Source organism: Yoonia sp. (assembly GCF_036770585.1).
In the GTDB taxonomy this organism is placed as follows: Bacteria; Pseudomonadota; Alphaproteobacteria; order Rhodobacterales; family Rhodobacteraceae; genus Yoonia.
This window is the reverse complement of record NZ_DAIPIW010000064.1, coordinates 1-15183: the sequence shown is the minus strand read 5'-3', so window position 1 is coordinate 15183 and position 15183 is coordinate 1. Positions and strand designations below refer to the sequence as shown.

Annotated in this window: 16 protein-coding genes and 1 pseudogene; 8 read left to right on the top strand and 9 right to left on the bottom strand. The window is 62.6% G+C overall.

The genetic code is table 11. From position 1 onward, the window contains the following. A pseudogene (locus V7N12_RS11085) lies at positions 1-904 on the top strand (carboxypeptidase M32); the annotation flags it as partial. Positions 905-936: 32 nt separating this feature from the next. On the opposite strand, the gene V7N12_RS11080 reads toward V7N12_RS11085, so the two are convergent. Then, a complete protein-coding gene (locus tag V7N12_RS11080) occupies positions 937-1719 on the bottom strand; it encodes an enoyl-CoA hydratase (protein ID WP_333714619.1) in 783 nt (260 codons plus the stop codon). A gap of 58 nt (positions 1720-1777) precedes the next feature. On the opposite strand from V7N12_RS11080, the gene V7N12_RS11075 reads away from it, so the two are divergent. The 3 genes from V7N12_RS11075 (at position 1778) to rpsI (ending at position 3345) form a co-directional block, all read left to right on the top strand. Continuing rightward, positions 1778-2203, top strand: a complete 426-nt coding sequence (locus V7N12_RS11075) for a PaaI family thioesterase (RefSeq protein ID WP_333714618.1) — start codon at positions 1778-1780, stop codon at positions 2201-2203. 189 nt (positions 2204-2392) lie between these two features. After that, positions 2393-2854 carry a 50S ribosomal protein L13 gene (gene rplM, locus V7N12_RS11070; RefSeq protein WP_333714617.1) on the top strand — a complete coding sequence of 154 codons (462 nt, stop codon included), beginning with the start codon at positions 2393-2395 and terminating at the stop codon, positions 2852-2854. After that, complete coding sequence (gene rpsI, locus V7N12_RS11065; protein ID WP_333714616.1) at positions 2854-3345, top strand: 30S ribosomal protein S9; 492 nt, start codon at positions 2854-2856, stop codon at positions 3343-3345. The genes rplM and rpsI overlap by 1 nt, the downstream gene beginning before the upstream one ends. Before the next feature lie 53 nt (positions 3346-3398). Here the strand turns inward: rpsI and V7N12_RS11060 are convergent, their stop codons facing one another. From V7N12_RS11060 to mnmA, 8 genes are all read right to left on the bottom strand, one after another. After that, positions 3399-3914, bottom strand: a complete 516-nt coding sequence (locus tag V7N12_RS11060) for an acyloxyacyl hydrolase (RefSeq protein ID WP_333714615.1) — start codon at positions 3912-3914, stop codon at positions 3399-3401. 8 nt (positions 3915-3922) lie between these two features. Further along, positions 3923-4540 (bottom strand): TetR/AcrR family transcriptional regulator, encoded by a 618-nt coding sequence (locus tag V7N12_RS11055; protein WP_333714614.1) that lies wholly within the window; start codon positions 4538-4540, stop codon positions 3923-3925. After that, positions 4533-5402, bottom strand: coding sequence for a polyphosphate kinase 2 (gene ppk2, locus V7N12_RS11050; RefSeq protein ID WP_333714613.1), 870 nt, complete (start codon positions 5400-5402; stop codon positions 4533-4535). Before ppk2 ends, V7N12_RS11055 begins: the two co-directional genes overlap by 8 nt. A gap of 75 nt (positions 5403-5477) precedes the next feature. Then, positions 5478-6467 (bottom strand): alpha/beta fold hydrolase, encoded by a 990-nt coding sequence (locus V7N12_RS11045; RefSeq protein WP_333714612.1) that lies wholly within the window; start codon positions 6465-6467, stop codon positions 5478-5480. After that, positions 6457-7371 (bottom strand): homoserine O-acetyltransferase MetA, encoded by a 915-nt coding sequence (metA, locus tag V7N12_RS11040; protein ID WP_333714611.1) that lies wholly within the window; start codon positions 7369-7371, stop codon positions 6457-6459. The genes V7N12_RS11045 and metA overlap by 11 nt, the downstream gene beginning before the upstream one ends. 36 nt (positions 7372-7407) lie before the next feature. Continuing rightward, on the bottom strand, positions 7408-8271 hold the full coding sequence (locus tag V7N12_RS11035; protein ID WP_333714610.1) for an ATPase: 864 nt from the start codon (positions 8269-8271) through the stop codon (positions 7408-7410). A 62-nt stretch (positions 8272-8333) separates the two neighbouring features. Next, the gene (locus V7N12_RS11030; protein WP_333714609.1) at positions 8334-8792 is read right to left on the bottom strand and encodes a YHS domain-containing (seleno)protein; all 459 of its coding nucleotides are present in this window, start codon (positions 8790-8792) and stop codon (positions 8334-8336) included. Positions 8793-8964: 172 nt separating this feature from the next. Further along, complete coding sequence (gene mnmA / locus V7N12_RS11025) at positions 8965-10098, bottom strand: tRNA 2-thiouridine(34) synthase MnmA (RefSeq protein WP_333714608.1); 1134 nt, start codon at positions 10096-10098, stop codon at positions 8965-8967. 130 nt (positions 10099-10228) lie between these two features. On the opposite strand from mnmA, the gene sciP reads away from it, so the two are divergent. From sciP to recG, 4 genes are all read left to right on the top strand, one after another. Beyond that, a complete protein-coding gene (gene sciP / locus V7N12_RS11020) occupies positions 10229-10507 on the top strand; it encodes a CtrA inhibitor SciP (protein ID WP_333714606.1) in 279 nt (92 codons plus the stop codon). 88 nt (positions 10508-10595) lie between these two features. Continuing rightward, a complete protein-coding gene (gene ctrA, locus V7N12_RS11015) occupies positions 10596-11309 on the top strand; it encodes a response regulator transcription factor CtrA (protein WP_333714605.1) in 714 nt (237 codons plus the stop codon). A 138-nt stretch (positions 11310-11447) separates the two neighbouring features. Next, positions 11448-13559, top strand: a complete 2112-nt coding sequence (gene ligA / locus V7N12_RS11010) for an NAD-dependent DNA ligase LigA (protein WP_333714621.1) — start codon at positions 11448-11450, stop codon at positions 13557-13559. Beyond that, a partial coding sequence (recG, locus tag V7N12_RS11005; protein ID WP_333714620.1) for an ATP-dependent DNA helicase RecG occupies positions 13556-15183 on the top strand: 1628 nt, incomplete at its 3' end. The genes ligA and recG, both read left to right, overlap by 4 nt.

Sequence of the window (15183 nt, the reverse complement as noted above, 5' to 3'; positions counted from 1 at the left end):
GCTGGTGGGTGAATTCGACGAGGCGGCGCAACTGATGCTGTCAGAAAAGCTCGCGTTGGCCTTCGGCTATGACGTGACCCATGGCCGGATCGACAAGGCAGTGCATCCGTTCAGTTCGGGCTCGGGTCTTGACGTGCGGATCACCACGCGGACGAGCGCGACCGATCCCTTCAACTGCTTCTATTCCACGATCCACGAGGTCGGCCATGCCGCCTATGAACAGGGGATCGACCGCGCGCATCTGCTGACCCCGCTGGGGCGCGGTGTCTCAATGGGCGTGCACGAAAGCCAGAGCCGGATTTACGAAAACCAGCTTGGCCGCAGCTGCGCGTTCACGGGCTGGCTTTATGGCCAGATGCAGGAGGTTTTCGGCGACTTCGGGATCACCGACGAAGACGCCTTTTTCGCCACCGTCAACCGTGTCAGCAACGGCTTTATCCGCACCGAGGCGGACGAGGTGCAATACAACCTGCATGTCCTGCTGCGCTTCGATCTGGAGCGCGCGCTGATCAGCGGCGATCTGGCCGTCAACGACCTTGAGGCCGCGTGGAACGACCGCTTCGAGGCGGATTTCGGTTTTGCAGTGGACAGGCCGTCAAACGGGGTGTTGCAGGATGTGCATTGGTCCGAGGGGCTCTTCGGTTACTTCCCGACCTATACGCTGGGCAATGTCTATGCCGGCTGCCTGCATAAGGCGCTGCGGGCGGCGGTCCCCGATCTGGACGATGATCTGGCGCGGGGCGACACCTCGCGGGCGACGGGATGGTTGCGGGAAAACCTGCAACAGTTCGGCGGGCTGCGGACGCCAATCGAGACGATTGCCCATGCGACGGGTAGGGCGCCGAGTGAAGGGCCTTTACTGGACTATCTGGAAGAGAAGTTCGGGCGGATCTACGCGCTGTAGGAGCGGAGCCCATGGGCCAATAATAACTGGGTTTAGTCCCAGTTTGGATGCCGCTTTTCCAGAAAGGCGCTGATCCCTTCATTCGTGTCGTCCCGCAGCATGTTCTGCACCATGACCTCGGCGGTATAGGCGTAGGCCTCTGACGTGGTCATGGCGGCTTGGTCGTAGAAGGCGGATTTGCCGATCTTGACGGCGGCGGGCAGTTTGGCGGCGATGGTTGCGGCCAGCGCGCGGGTTTCGCTGTCCAGCTGGTCAGCGGGGACGGCGCGATTGATGAGGCCCGCCTGCTGCGCCTCTGCCGCCGTCAGGAACTTGCCGGTCGTCAGCATCTCGAAGGCGGTCTTGCGGTGCACGTTCCGTGTCAGCGCCACCATCGGGGTCGAGCAGAACAAACCGATGTTGACGCCGTTCACGCCGAAGCGGGTGTGTTCCTCGGCGATGGCAAGGTCGCAGGTCGCGACAAGCTGGCATCCGGCCGCCGTGGCGATCCCGTGGACCTGCGCAATGACCGGCTGCGGGATCGACTGGATCGTCTGCATCATCCGCGCGCAGCGGGCGAAGAGGTCCGCGAAATAGGCCGCGCCCGCATCCTGCGACTGGCGGCCGGCCTGCATTTCCTTCAGATCGTGTCCCGCGCAAAAGGCCTTGCCCGTCCCGCGCAGGATCACGGCACGGACGCTGCTGTCGGTCCCGATCGCATTTAGGTTCTCTTGCAGCGCCGCCAGCATCCCGTCCGACAGGGCATTCAGCCGCTCGGGCGCGTCCATGGTCAAGGTGGCGATGTGATCCGCGTCGTCGCGCCGAAGAAGTGTCATGTTGTCATGGCCCCCGTTTTCTGGTCGGTATGGCTAACCTAGGTCAGAAGGGCAGGGCATGAAACTGCAAATGGACATCGACGCGCTGCACGCTTTCGTCCGTCGCGAATTTCCGCAGGTCGACGGGCAGTTGCGCGTCGAAAACCTGTCAAAGGACGGTCTGGAGGCAAGCCTTCTGGTCAATGAAAGCCACCTGCGCCCGGGTGGCACGGTCTCGGGGCCGACGATGTTCATGTTGGCGGATGTGACGGTCTATCTGGCGATCCTGTCGCGCATCGGTCCGGTCGCTTTGGCGGTGACGACAAATTGCGCCATGGACTTCATGCGCAAACCCGCCGCAGGCCAAAGCCTGCGCTGCGCGGTGCGTGTGCTGAAGCTGGGACGCAGCCTTGCCGTTTGCGATGCCCTGATCTTCAGCAAGGGGCAGGCGGCACCCGTGGCGCGGGCCAATATGACCTATGCGATTCCGCCGCAGCGGGATTGAAGCTGTGCCGGGCGCCTTGGCATGCTGCGGGGCGGTCAATGGGGTGGGGTAAAATAATACCTAAATTCTAACACATTGATTTATATGGAAGTATTGGCGCATATGGCGATTGACTGTGCGTCTTTCCCGTATATAACGCCGCAATCCGAATGACTGTGGCGACTGGCCACCCCAACTTCTTGGTGAGATATGAAAACCTTTACCGCAACTCCTGCGGATATCGACAAGAAATGGATCCTGATCGACGCCGAGGGCGTTGTTCTGGGTCGTCTTGCGTCGATCGTCGCAATGCGCTTGCGCGGCAAGCACAAGCCTTCCTTCACGCCGCACATGGACATGGGCGACAACGTGATCGTCATCAACGCCGACAAGGTGCAGCTGACCGGTCGCAAGCGCGAAGAGCGTTACTACTGGCACACCGGCCACCCCGGCGGCATCAAGTCCAAGACCAAGGCCGAGATCCTCGAAGGTGCGCACCCTGAGCGCGTCGTCATGAAAGCCGTCCAGCGGATGCTGCCCGGCGGCAAGCTGAGCCGCAAGCAGATGACCCACCTGCGCGTTTTCGCAGGTGCCGAGCATGGCATGGACGCCCAGAAGCCCGAAGTTCTGGATGTGAAATCCATGAACCCCAAGAATACGAGGACCGCATAATGGCCGATCAAATCAACTCGCTCGAAGAGCTGGGTCAGGTCGCTGAAGGCGCTGCCGCAGCCGTCGTCGAAACCAAAGCCCCGCGAGAGCCTGTCCGCGACGCATTGGGCCGGTCTTATGCAACGGGCAAGCGCAAGGATGCGGTCGCCCGCGTCTGGATCAAGCCGGGATCCGGCAAGGTCACCGTGAACGGGAAGGAAATGAAGGACTATTTCGCCCGTCCCGTGCTGCAGATGATCCTGCGCCAGCCGTTTCAGGTTGCCGGTGTTGTCGATCAGTTCGACGTAATGGCGACGGTCACGGGCGGTGGTCTGTCCGGTCAGGCCGGTGCGGTCAAGCATGGTGTGTCGAAAGCCCTGCAGCTTTACGATCCAAGCCTGCGTGGCGCGCTGAAGGCCGCCGGCTTCCTGACCCGCGACAGCCGCGTGGTCGAGCGCAAGAAGTTCGGCAAGCGCAAGGCACGCCGGAGCTTCCAGTTCTCCAAGCGCTGATCGCTGCGTTCAGATGTCGGAAAGGGCGGTCCTTTGTGGCCGCCCTTTTCATGTCAGTCGATGGCGTAGCTGACCCTGATCCCCAGTGTCTCGATCCCGGGGTTCCATTCCGTGATATTGGCATTGGACCGGTGATCAAAGACCAGTGACACACTGGCGCCATTGTCGAAATGGTAGCCCGCCGCGAGCGACCCCCGAAACTGAAGCGGATAGCCGATGTTCTCGCCCTCGCCCTGCAAGTAGATGCCGGGCATCAGCGAGAGTTCGATATAGATCGGCCAGTCGGTGATGCGTTCGGTGCTCCATTTGCCGCCGGCACCGAACCACAGGTCCGCGGTGTCGGTCAGGCTGGCCCCGATGGTCGGCTGCACCGCGCCGACATATCGCGGCAGATCGTAGCTGAGGTAAAGCTCTTCCCCGATGATGTCTTCCTGAAAGTAGGTGTCACCGAATTGGACATGCAGGCGTTCAGGTGCCGGGCTGGTGCCCAGACATTGGGTCGGACATTCGTTCAGGTAGGTGTCGAGCCCGCCCATGATCATGAAGAAGACGGCAAAGCGGCTGTCCATGGATACTCCTAGCTGTCGGGGGGCAAGAGGCCCAGGCCGCGCAAGTAGATCCCGATGCCGCTTTCCAGCAGGTCTTCGGGCGGGAAGGGGCTTTTGGTGCCGGGATTGGAGCGGGCGAAAAGCTCGACCACGCCGTGGCTCATCGCCCAGATATGGGCGCTGAACATCTGCGGCGGCGGGCGCTTTTCGATCGGGATATGTTGGCTGAGTTCATCGGCGGCCTTTTCCAGCACACCCATCGCCCGCGTGGCCACCTGATGCAATTCGGGTGACCGGTGGATCGAGATGCCGCTTTCGAACATCGCCACATAGTGACCGGGAAACTTGCGGGCAAAGGCAAGATAGGCGCGACCCGTCGCCTCGAAGGCGGCAAGTGCTGACGGCTGACCATCGCCATAGGCGTGTTCCATCAGGTCGCCGAACATCTCGTAGCCCTGCAGGGCGGCAGCGGCGATCAGGTCCTCGCGACCTTCGAAATGGCGATAGACGGCGGCAGGGGTCACGCCCGCCTCGCGCGCGGCCTCGGACAGGGTGAAACCGGTCGGGCCGCGCTTTTCGATCAGCGTCAGGCAGCCTTTGATCAGCGCCTCGCGCAGATTGCCATGATGATAGCCGCGCTTAACCATGCCAGATCTCGGGTCCTCCGATGATCTGTGGGTCGATCGGGCCAAGCGCCTTGGGATCATGCGGGGCATAGTCAAGTTGCGACAGGATTTGCCGGATCGTCTGCACCCGCGCACGGCGCTTGTCGTCGGCCCGCACGACCGTCCAAGGGGTCGCCGCGCGATGGGTTCTCTGCAGCGTTTCGCTGATCGCATCGCTGTAGGTCTCCCAATGGTGCAGCCCGTCCACGTCGATCTTGCTGAGTTTCCATTGCTTCAGCGGGTCTTTCTCGCGGTCGAGAAACCGCTTGAGCTGTGTGGCCCGTCCGACGTTGAGCCAGATCTTGACCAGCTTGATCCCTTCATGAACGATCATGTCCTCGACTTCGGGGACCTGCTGGAACCAGCGCTCGCGCTGTTGCGGGGTGCAGAAGCCGAAGACATGTTCGACGACCCCCCGGTTATACCAGCTGCGGTCAAAGATCGTGACTTCACCTTTGGCCGGTAAATGGCTGATATAGCGCTGAAAATACCATTGTGTCGCTTCGACATCCGTGGGCTTCGACAGCGCCACGATCTTGGCGCAGCGCGGGTTCAGGTTTTCGCGCATCCGCTTGATCGTGCCGCCTTTGCCTGCCGCATCGCGTCCCTCAAAGACGATGGCGACGCGCTGACCGGTATCGCGGACCCAGGACTGCATCCGCACCAGTTCGATCTGCAAGGCGGCAAGTGCGGCCTCGTAGTCGTCATTGTCCCAAATGTCGTCATAGGGGAAGGCGGGGTTGAGGATCTCTTTCTTCTCGCCTTCTTTGACGGCCTCGCGCACGTCTTTCGGGGCGATCTCTTCGAAATAGCGGCTGATTGCGCCATCAAAGGGTAAATCCATGATATCTCTCCCAAACCGCTCGCCTCTTATATGGGGGTTTGCGGGCAGAAGCGCAATTCCGCATCAGGTCTCGGGTCAGGGCATGGACCTTGCGGCGGCACGGTCGATCGCGGCGATGGCGGCGGCCTCATCCACCTGGTGGGGCTGGTGGCCGACACCTTGAAGCCGGACAAGATTGGCCGTCGGCACGATCTTGATCAGCTCTTCGGGGTGCACGATGATCGGGACCGTCAGATCATCGGTGCCATGGATGATCTCGATGGGAAGCGTCAGGCGCGGATAGTGCCGGACCATCTCGACCACATGGGGGCGCAGCGTGTTGACCTGACGCGCGTTCGCGCGGAAGGTGGTCGGCCGCAGGGCCAGCGCCCCGCCGATGTAGTCGATATAGCCAGGGACGGGGTCTTGCGGGGCAAAGGTATTCGCCACCGCCTCGTCCACCCGCGAGGGGGGCGCGAAAGCGCTGATCAGCGGCACGACGACCGCACCGCCCAGCGCGCTGCCGTTCACGGTATAATAGGCGCCGAGGTCGCCCGGCCATGGCATCAGCACGCCGGCATAGGACACCACGGCCCTTGCGTTCGTCGGCAGGTCCTGATCGAGGCTGCTGGTCGCCCATGCCATCGCGATGATGCCACCGAAACTGTGGCCGACGACAATCGGGTTCTCGATATCAAGTGCCGCCGCCGCCTCGCGCAGCATGGCGACCTGCTGTGCGGGGCTTTCGCCTTCGGTCGCGAATGGGCCCGTGGCGACACCGGGCGCGCGGTCGGTATAGCCAAGGCCCGGCCGGTCGAAGGCGGTGACGCGATAGCGGTCCGTAAGCTGGCCCATCAGGCTGAAGGTGAAATCCCGCAGGTTGCCGCCCGCGCCATGGAGCAGGATCACATCCGGCCCGTCGCCTTCCTGCACGTAGTGGACCCGTCCACCCGTCACCTGCACGAAGTCGCCGATCGGCGGATAGGCCGCCTCGGCCCGATCCACGCGGATCGCCCCCGTGCAGCCCGTCAGGACGGCACCAAGCCCGAAAGCGGCGGCGGTGAAGGTCAGTACTTTAAGTCCCAATGCGATCCAACTCGAAATATGTCGTCTGATAGATTTCGTTTATCCAGTTGCCATATAGAAGGTGCGCGTGACTTCGCCACCTGTTCTGGGGGACTTTCGTGGGGTCATCGTCGGGATAATAGTTCATCGGCACGTTGATCGGTGTGCCGTTCGCGATGTCGCGGTCGTATTCCTGCTTCAGCGTGCCGCTGTCATATTCGAAGTGGTTGAAGATATAGAGCGCGCGGTGATCCGCGTCCTCGACCAGACAGGGGCCGGCCTCGTCGCTGGTGATCAGCGTCTTCAGGCCCGCGGCATCGATCTCGGCCTGCCGCATCTCGGTCCAGCGGCTGACGGGGATCACGCAATCGTCGGAAAAGCCGCGCAGGTAGGGCGAGGCAGGGGCCACGTTTTCATGCCGGAAGCAGCCAAAGGCCTTGCGGTCCAGCATATGCTTTTTCACGCCATGAAAGTAGTTGATCATCGCCATCCCGCCCCAGCAGACGCCGAAGGTGGAATGGACGTTGGTCTGCGTCCAGGCGAAGACCTCGCAAAGCTCGTCCCAATAGGTGACCTCTGCGAAGGGCAGATGCTCGATCGGGGCACCGGTGATGATCAGGCCATCGAATTTCTCGTCCCTGACTTCCGAGAAGGGGCGGTAGAATTCCTCCATATGCGCGGCGGCGGTGTTCTTGGTCTGATGCTCGGACATGCGGATCAGCGAAAATTCGATCTGCAGGGGCGTTGCCCCGATCAGCCGCGCGAACTGGTTCTCGGTCTGGATTTTCTTCGGCATCAGGTTCAGAAGCGCGATCCGCAGCGGGCGGATGTCCTGCCGCGCGGCGGTCACGTCATCCAGCACCATGACACCTTCCTTCGACAGGACGTCATAGGCGGGCAGGGCAGAGGGAAGTTTGATCGGCATGGCTTTGATCCTGATTGGATGCGTCAGATAGAGCGGCTAGCCGCGCATCTCAAGGGCATCGGCGATCATGTCGACAAAGCCATCCGTATCCGTGACCCGTTCCACGGCCTCTTGGGTCACGCTGATGCCCCAGTTGTCCGCCATCGCGCGGTAGCGCGGCTGACGGTGCGCCAGCGCCTTGGCAAAGGCCCAGCGGATGAAGTCGTCCGGATTGACCTTGTCCGGGGCGACGGCGAATTCGGTCAGATAGGCCTGCCAGGTCTGCAAGAGAAAGGCGGGATCATAGGACATCGGCTTTGGCTCGCGGTCGAAGCGGCGGATCAGTTCCGCGGTATGTGCCTTCGTGCCCTCGATCCAGACCATCAGGGTCTGTGATGCCAATTCCTTCAGGACCGGATCAGCGGGATCGTTGGCATCGACCCATTCACAGATCGACCCGCCCGTGTCGCAGATGAAATGCGGATAATGATAGAGATCGACCGCCCGCTTGATGAAGTGTCCGGTGTCCATCAGGGCCGCGACCTCGGCTCTCTGAAACTCGTCCTGACGGCGGGTGTATTCATCCCATGGCAAGCCGCCCTTGGCAGGGTCACCCGGTTTGCCGAGGTAGGACGACATCGGCTTGAGATCGTCGAAAGAGATATTCGAGCCGATATAGATGGAATTCGACCGCAGAAGGTCCCGCAGAAACGGCACCTTCATCGCTTCGCGCTTGGCGTTGTCGGCGATCTTTTCGCCCATGTAACGCGTGCCGATCCGGTAATCGATCGAATAGTGAAACCAGTCACCGGTGTTGCGCAGCATCTTGGATAGATAGGTCTTGCCCAGCCCCGACATGGCAAAGAGCAGGACGCGCTTTTGCGGGGCGTTGCGCCAGTCTGATGCGGATGCATAAATCATGGCGCTGTGGGTAACGCTGCCATGCGGCAGGCGCCAGTCTTTTTTGCAGCCCCCGCGACCGCCTAGCCCAGAACCTGCGGCCAGTTGGCATCCGCCGCTGCGATATGGTCGGCGATGTCCCGTTCCCAACGGCGGCGGACGCCGGTCGAGAAGTTCAGGTAAAGCCTGCCATCCACCAGGCTCCAGGCCTCGGGCACGGTCGGCGCGGTATAGCCCTGGCTGACAGCATAGGCGCAATAGCCGCCATATTGGGGCGCAAAGGCCATGGGGTCGGCCTCGAAGGCCGCGCGGTTCGCTTCCGAGGCAAAGCGCCAGATCGCCCCCAGATAAAGGGTCGTGATCGCCGGATCACCGGCGACAGGGCCGCTGGCGTCAAAATAGGCCACCGGATCGCTGCCGTCGATCGCAATACCGTTTTCGGTATAGATCATCGGGGTCTGCGCCGTCGCGCGTGGCGCGATCAGACCAAGGGCAGGGGTCGCAAGGGCAAGGCTCAACAGGTGGCGGCGGGACAGTGTCATGGGACTTTCTCCAGGAAAGGGCGCGGGTCATCAGCCAATGTGACGCCGACAGCCGCCCAAAGCGAGGGGGCGCACAGACAAGTGACCGGATATTGCAATCGCTTGGCTTCTTTCTCCCATGACACTCCCGCCGGAGGCTCCGGCGCCGCAGTCATGCGCGCAGAGGTGCAGGTCAGCCGCGCCAGATCCAGCCACCGCCCAGCACGCGCGTGCTCTCGGGGTCGTAGAAAACGCAGGCCTGCCCGGGCGAGACACCCTGTTCGGCGACCAGCAGTTCGACCTCGGCTTGCGTGTCCGAAATCGGCCGCAGGATGGCATCCGTCGGAGGGCGGGTGGACCTGACACGCACCGCGATTTGGTGTTCGGCCTTGTCGGTCAACCTGCCGCCACCGATCCAGTTGATCTCTCGGACGGGGACCCGACGTGTCGCCAGCATGTCTTTCGGGCCGACCACGACCTGTTTGTTGGCCACATCCAGACGCACCACGTAAAGCGGATCAGCCAGCCCGCCGATGCCCAGGCCACGCCGTTGTCCGACGGTGTAATGGATCACCCCCTTGTGGGTGCCCAGCACCTTGCCGTCCTGATCGACGATCTCGCCGGGGGCGGCCGCACCGGGGCGCAGCTTTTCGATCACGGCGGCATAGTCGCCGTTCGGCACAAAGCAGATATCCTGACTGTCCGGCTTGTCCGCGACGCTTAGTCCGTATCTGGCCGCCAGAGCGCGGGTCTCTTCCTTGGACTTGTGATGCCCGAGGGGAAACCGGAGATAATCGAGCTGCTCCTGCGTCGTCGAGAACAGGAAATAGCTCTGGTCCTTGCTGGGGTCGGCGGCCGCATGCAACTCGGCACCCGCGGCACCCATCTTGCGCTGGATATAATGGCCCGTCGCCATGCAGTCGGCGTCGAGGTCCTTTGCCGTTTCCAGCAAGTCCTTGAACTTGACCCGTTCGTTGCAGCGGATGCAGGGCACGGGCGTTGCGCCGCCGAGATAGCTGTCGGCGAATTCGTCCATCACCGCCTCGCGAAAGGTGTTTTCGTAGTCGAGAACGTAGTGCGGAAAGCCCTTTTCTTCCGCGACCCGCCGCGCGTCGTGGATATCGCGCCCGGCACAGCAGGCCCCCTTTTTGGCAAGCGCCGCCCCGTGATCATAAAGTTGCAGCGTGACGCCCACCACGTCATAGCCCTCGTCCGCCAGCATGGCCGCGACGACGGAACTGTCCACGCCACCCGACATCGCAACGACGACGCGAGTCTGGCTGGGCGGTTTCGCAAACCCCAGCGAATTGAGCGGTGAATCCAACATGGCAGGCCTGATAAGACGGTTTCGCGTCGAAAGATAGGAAAATGCGACCTAATCTCAAGGGGCGCCGTTACCCCTCATTAAGGCTTGGCTGGAATAACCCGCCGTCAGTGCAAGAAAAAGGGGATCAGTGATGTATCTTCGTAAAGTCGACGGCCCGCGATCGGTGACATTGCCGGATGGGTCGGTCCTGACCCGGGCCGACCTGCCGGCGTCGGATACCCGCCGATGGGTCGCATCGCGCAAGGCCGTGGTGATCAAGGCGGTGACCCACGGGCTGATCACGCGGCAAGAGGCGCTGGAACGCTATGCGCTGTCCGAGGACGAGCTGGACGAATGGGAAGCGGCGATGGCGCAGCATGGCGAGGCGGCGTTGAAGGCGACCGCCTTGCAAAAGTATAGACAACCATAGGTGGAAGTGGCAGAAATCACGTTGCTGGTAACGTGTGGTTAACCTTTCTTGCGTTATCTGGACCAGCCCAACTGACTGGAGTGTCCGCATGCGTGTTTTGCTGGTAGAAGACGATCCCACGACCTCGAAGAGCATCGAACTGATGCTGACCCACGCCAACCTGAATGTCTATGCCACCGATCTTGGCGAAGAAGGCATCGATCTGGCCAAGCTTTACGACTATGACCTGATCCTGCTGGACATCAACCTGCCGGACATGAACGGGCATGAAGTGCTGCGTCAGCTTCGGCTCAGCAAGATCGGCACGCCGATCCTGATCCTGTCCGGTGACGATGACACCGAAAGCAAGATCAAGGGTTTCGGCTTCGGTGCCGATGACTACCTGACCAAACCCTTCCACCGCGAAGAACTGGTCGCGCGCATTCACGCCATCATCCGGCGCTCGAAGGGCCATGCCCAGTCGATCATCAAGACAGGCCAGATCGCGGTGAACCTCGATGCCAAGACGGTCGATGTCGACGGGTCGACCGTGCATCTGACCGGCAAGGAATACCAGATGCTGGAATTGCTGTCGCTTCGCAAGGGAACGACCCTGACGAAGGAAATGTTCCTCAACCATCTTTATGGCGGGATGGACGAGCCGGAACTGAAGATCATCGATGTCTTCATCTGCAAATTGCGCAAGAAATTGTCCGAGGCGACAGAGGGCGACAATTACATCGAGACCGTCTGGGGCCGTGGCTATGTTCTGCGAGATCCCGAACCGGTCGCGCGGCCTCAGGCGCTTGCCGTCGGGGCCTAGGCCTTGCGCCACGCAAAGCTGCGGCGACAGCCCCCGATGAACGCTGGACGCTGATCCGGCCTCCGCCTAATTATGGTCATGCAAGACGGTGTGACCTTGGGGGGCGGAATGGCGGATAGGGTGAAACAGCCTGCGACGATGGGCCGGCCCGTTGACAGTCTGACCGCAGATGAAGCGCGCGAGGAACTGGGATACCTTGCGGCCGCCATCGCCGATGCCAATCTCGCATATCACCGCGATGACGCGCCCGAAATCCCGGATGCGGACTACGATGCCCTGAAGCAGCGCAACCTTGCGGTCGAAGCGCGGTTTCCCGACCTCAAGCGCGGCGACAGCCCCAGCGAACAGATCGGTGCCCCGCTGCAAGACGGGTTCGGCAAGGTCCAGCATGCGGTCAGGATGTTGTCGTTGTCCAATGCCTTTGACGACGCCGATATCCGCGACTTCGACCAAAGGGTGCGCCGGTATCTCGGGATCGGTGACGCGGCACCTTTGCGCTATACCGCCGAGCCGAAAATCGACGGTCTGTCGCTGTCGCTGCGCTATGAAAGCGGCAAGCTGGTGCAGGCGGCAACCCGCGGCGATGGCGCTGTGGGCGAGAATGTCACCGCCAATGCCCGCACGATCGGCGACATTCCCGCGACGATCACCGGCGCACCGGACGTGCTGGAGGTGCGCGGCGAGGTCTACATGAGCCACGCCGATTTTGTCGCCCTGAACGACAGGCAGCAGGCGGCAGGCGGCAAGACCTTCGCCAATCCCCGCAATGCCGCCGCAGGCTCGCTTCGGCAACTCGATGCCGCGATCACCCGCGCGCGACCGCTGCGGTTCTTCGCCTATGCCTGGGGCGCGGTGTCCGCGCCGCTGGCACCGACCCAATCCGGCGCCATTGCAAGGCTTGCATCCTTCGGATTTTCCACCAATCCGCTGACGGTGACCTGCGACGGGCCTGATGCCGCCCTTGCGCAGTATCGCAAGATCGAGGCACAGCGCGCGACCTTGGGCTATGACATCGACGGTGTCGTCTACAAGGTCGACGATCTGGCGCTGCAGGCGCGTCTCGGCTTTCGCTCTACCACCCCCCGCTGGGCGATTGCCCACAAATTCCCTGCCGAACTGGCCTGGACCGTGCTCGAGGCGATCGACATCCAGGTCGGTCGCACCGGTGCCCTTTCGCCTGTCGCGCGCCTGCGCCCGGTGACTGTGGGCGGCGTCGTCGTGTCCAATGCGACCCTGCATAATGAGGATTACATCGCCGGCAAGGACGGTTCGGGCAATCCGATCCGCGGCGGAAACGACGTGCGCCCGGGCGATTGGGTGCAGGTCTACCGCGCCGGTGACGTGATCCCGAAGATTGCCGATGTCGACCTTGCGCGCCGACCGCAAGGGGCCGTGCCCTTCGTTTTTCCCGACCGCTGCCCCGAATGCGGATCCGATGCGATCCGCGAGGAAGGCGATGCCGTCCGCCGCTGCACCGGCGGATTGATCTGCCCTGCGCAGGCGGTCGAGAAGCTGAAACATTTCGTCTCGCGCGCGGCCTTCGACATCGAGGGACTGGGGGCAAAGCAGGTCGAGCAATTCTATCTCGACAACTGGATCGCCACCCCCGCCGACATCTTCAAGCTGCGTGATCGATACGGGACCGGTCTGCAACAGCTCAAGAACCGCGAAGGCTGGGGCGAGAAGAGCGCCGCCAAGCTTTTCGACGCGATCGACGAGAAACGCAGCATCCCGCTTGCGCGGGTGATTTTCTCGCTCGGCATCCGTCATGTGGGCGAGGCTGCGGCGGGGCTTCTGGCAAACCACTACGGATCGTGGTCGGCTTTCGAAACCGCGATGACGACGGCCGAGATCGGACAGGGGCCGGTCTGGGACGACCTGCTGGGGATCGACGGCGTCGGGACCGTCATGGCGACCTCGGTCGTCACCACCTTCCAGCAAGAGGCAGAGCGCGCATCGATTGACGCGCTGGCCGCCGAACTGACCATCGCGGATGCCGCGCAAGTCGCCACCGACAGCCCCGTCGCGGGCAAGACCGTCGTCTTTACCGGCACCCTCGAACGTATGACGCGGGCCGAGGCCAAGGCAAGGGCCGAGGCGCTAGGGGCCAAGGTCTCGGGCTCGGTCAGCGCCAAGACGGACATTCTGGTGGCAGGCCCGGGGGCGGGATCGAAGGCTGCGAAAGCTTCGGAACTGGGCGTGCAAACCATCGACGAAGACGCATGGCTGGCCCTGATCGGCGACGGATGAGCGGGCGGCCAGAGATCCTCTTCCCGCTTTTTGCGTCTTTGACCAAACTGGACGGGATCGGGCCGAAGACCGCCCAGACCCTGACGGCGGCCGGTGTCGCGCATCCGCGCGATCTGCTGTTCACATTGCCTGCAGGCGGCATCGACCGCAGCAGGCGACATACCCTGGCCGAGGTTGTGCCCCCTGCGACCTTCACCGTCGAAGTCACCATTGGCACCCATCATCCGCCCCGCACAAAGGGGCGACCCTACCGCGTCTTCGTCGAGGATGCGCAGAGCAGTTTCCAGTTGGTCTTTTTTCATGCCCGCACCGATTATCTGCAACACCTTCTGCCGACCGGCAGCCGGCGTCTGGTGTCCGGCAAGGTCGAGATTTTCGACGGTATCGCCCAGATCGTCCATCCCGATCATGTCGTGCCTGTTGAAAAGGCAGCCGAGATCCCGGTCTTCGAACCGGTCTATCCGCTGCACGCAGGAGTGACGCAAAAAGCCATGTGGAAGGCGACGCGCTCGGCCCTGGGCCATGCGCCGAATTTGCCCGAATGGATCGACCCCGCGCTGAAGAAACGCGAAGGCTGGCCGGACTGGAAAGCCGCGCTGGAGGCCGCCCATACGCCGCAGGCCACCGCCGAGCTTTCGCCCCATGCCATCGCGCGGGAACGTCTGGCCTATGACGAATTGCTGGCCCATCAATTGACCCTCGCATTGGCGCGGGCGGCGACGCGGCGGACCAAGGGCCAAGCCTCGCAGGCGACCGGCGCGCTGACATCCAGGGTGCTGGTCAGCCTGCCGTATCAGCCCACCGATGCGCAGAAACGCGCCATCGCAGAGATTACGGCCGACCTTGCCGCCCCCATCAGGATGGGCCGCCTGCTGCAGGGCGATGTCGGGTCGGGAAAGACGCTGGTCGCACTTCTGGCGCTGTTGGCGGTGGTCGAGGCGGGCGGGCAGGGCGTGATGATGGCCCCGACCGAGATCCTTGCGCGGCAGCATCTGGACGGGCTGCAACCGCTGGCAGCGGCGGTGGGTGTGCGGCTGGAGATTTTGACGGGGCGTGACAAGGGGGCAGGGCGGCAGGCCAAGCTTTCCGATCTGGCCCGTGGCGATATTCACATCCTTGTCGGCACCCATGCGGTGTTCCAGCCGGACGTGCATTTTCAGAACCTGCGGCTGGCGGTCATCGACGAACAACACCGCTTCGGCGTGGCGCAACGCATGGAACTTGGCAGCAAGGGTCAGGCGGTCGATGTGCTGGTGATGACCGCGACGCCGATCCCCCGCTCGCTGGCTTTGGCGCAATACGGCGACATGGATGTCTCGGTGCTTGATGAAAAGCCGCCCGGACGGACGCCGGTGCAGACAGCGCTGGTGTCATCCGCCCGCATGGATGAAGTCGTCGGCAAGCTGCGCCAAGCTCTGGCCGAGGGGCGTCAGGCCTATTGGGTCTGCCCCTTGGTCGACGAAAGCGAGGTGCTGGAGGCGACAGCCGCCGAGGAACGCTTCAAACGCCTGCGGGCCGCCTTGGGTGACGAAATGGTGGGATTGGTCCATGGCCAGATGCCACCGGCGGAGAAAGACGCCGCCATGGCGCGTTTCGTGGCGGGCGAGACCAAGGTTCTGGTCGC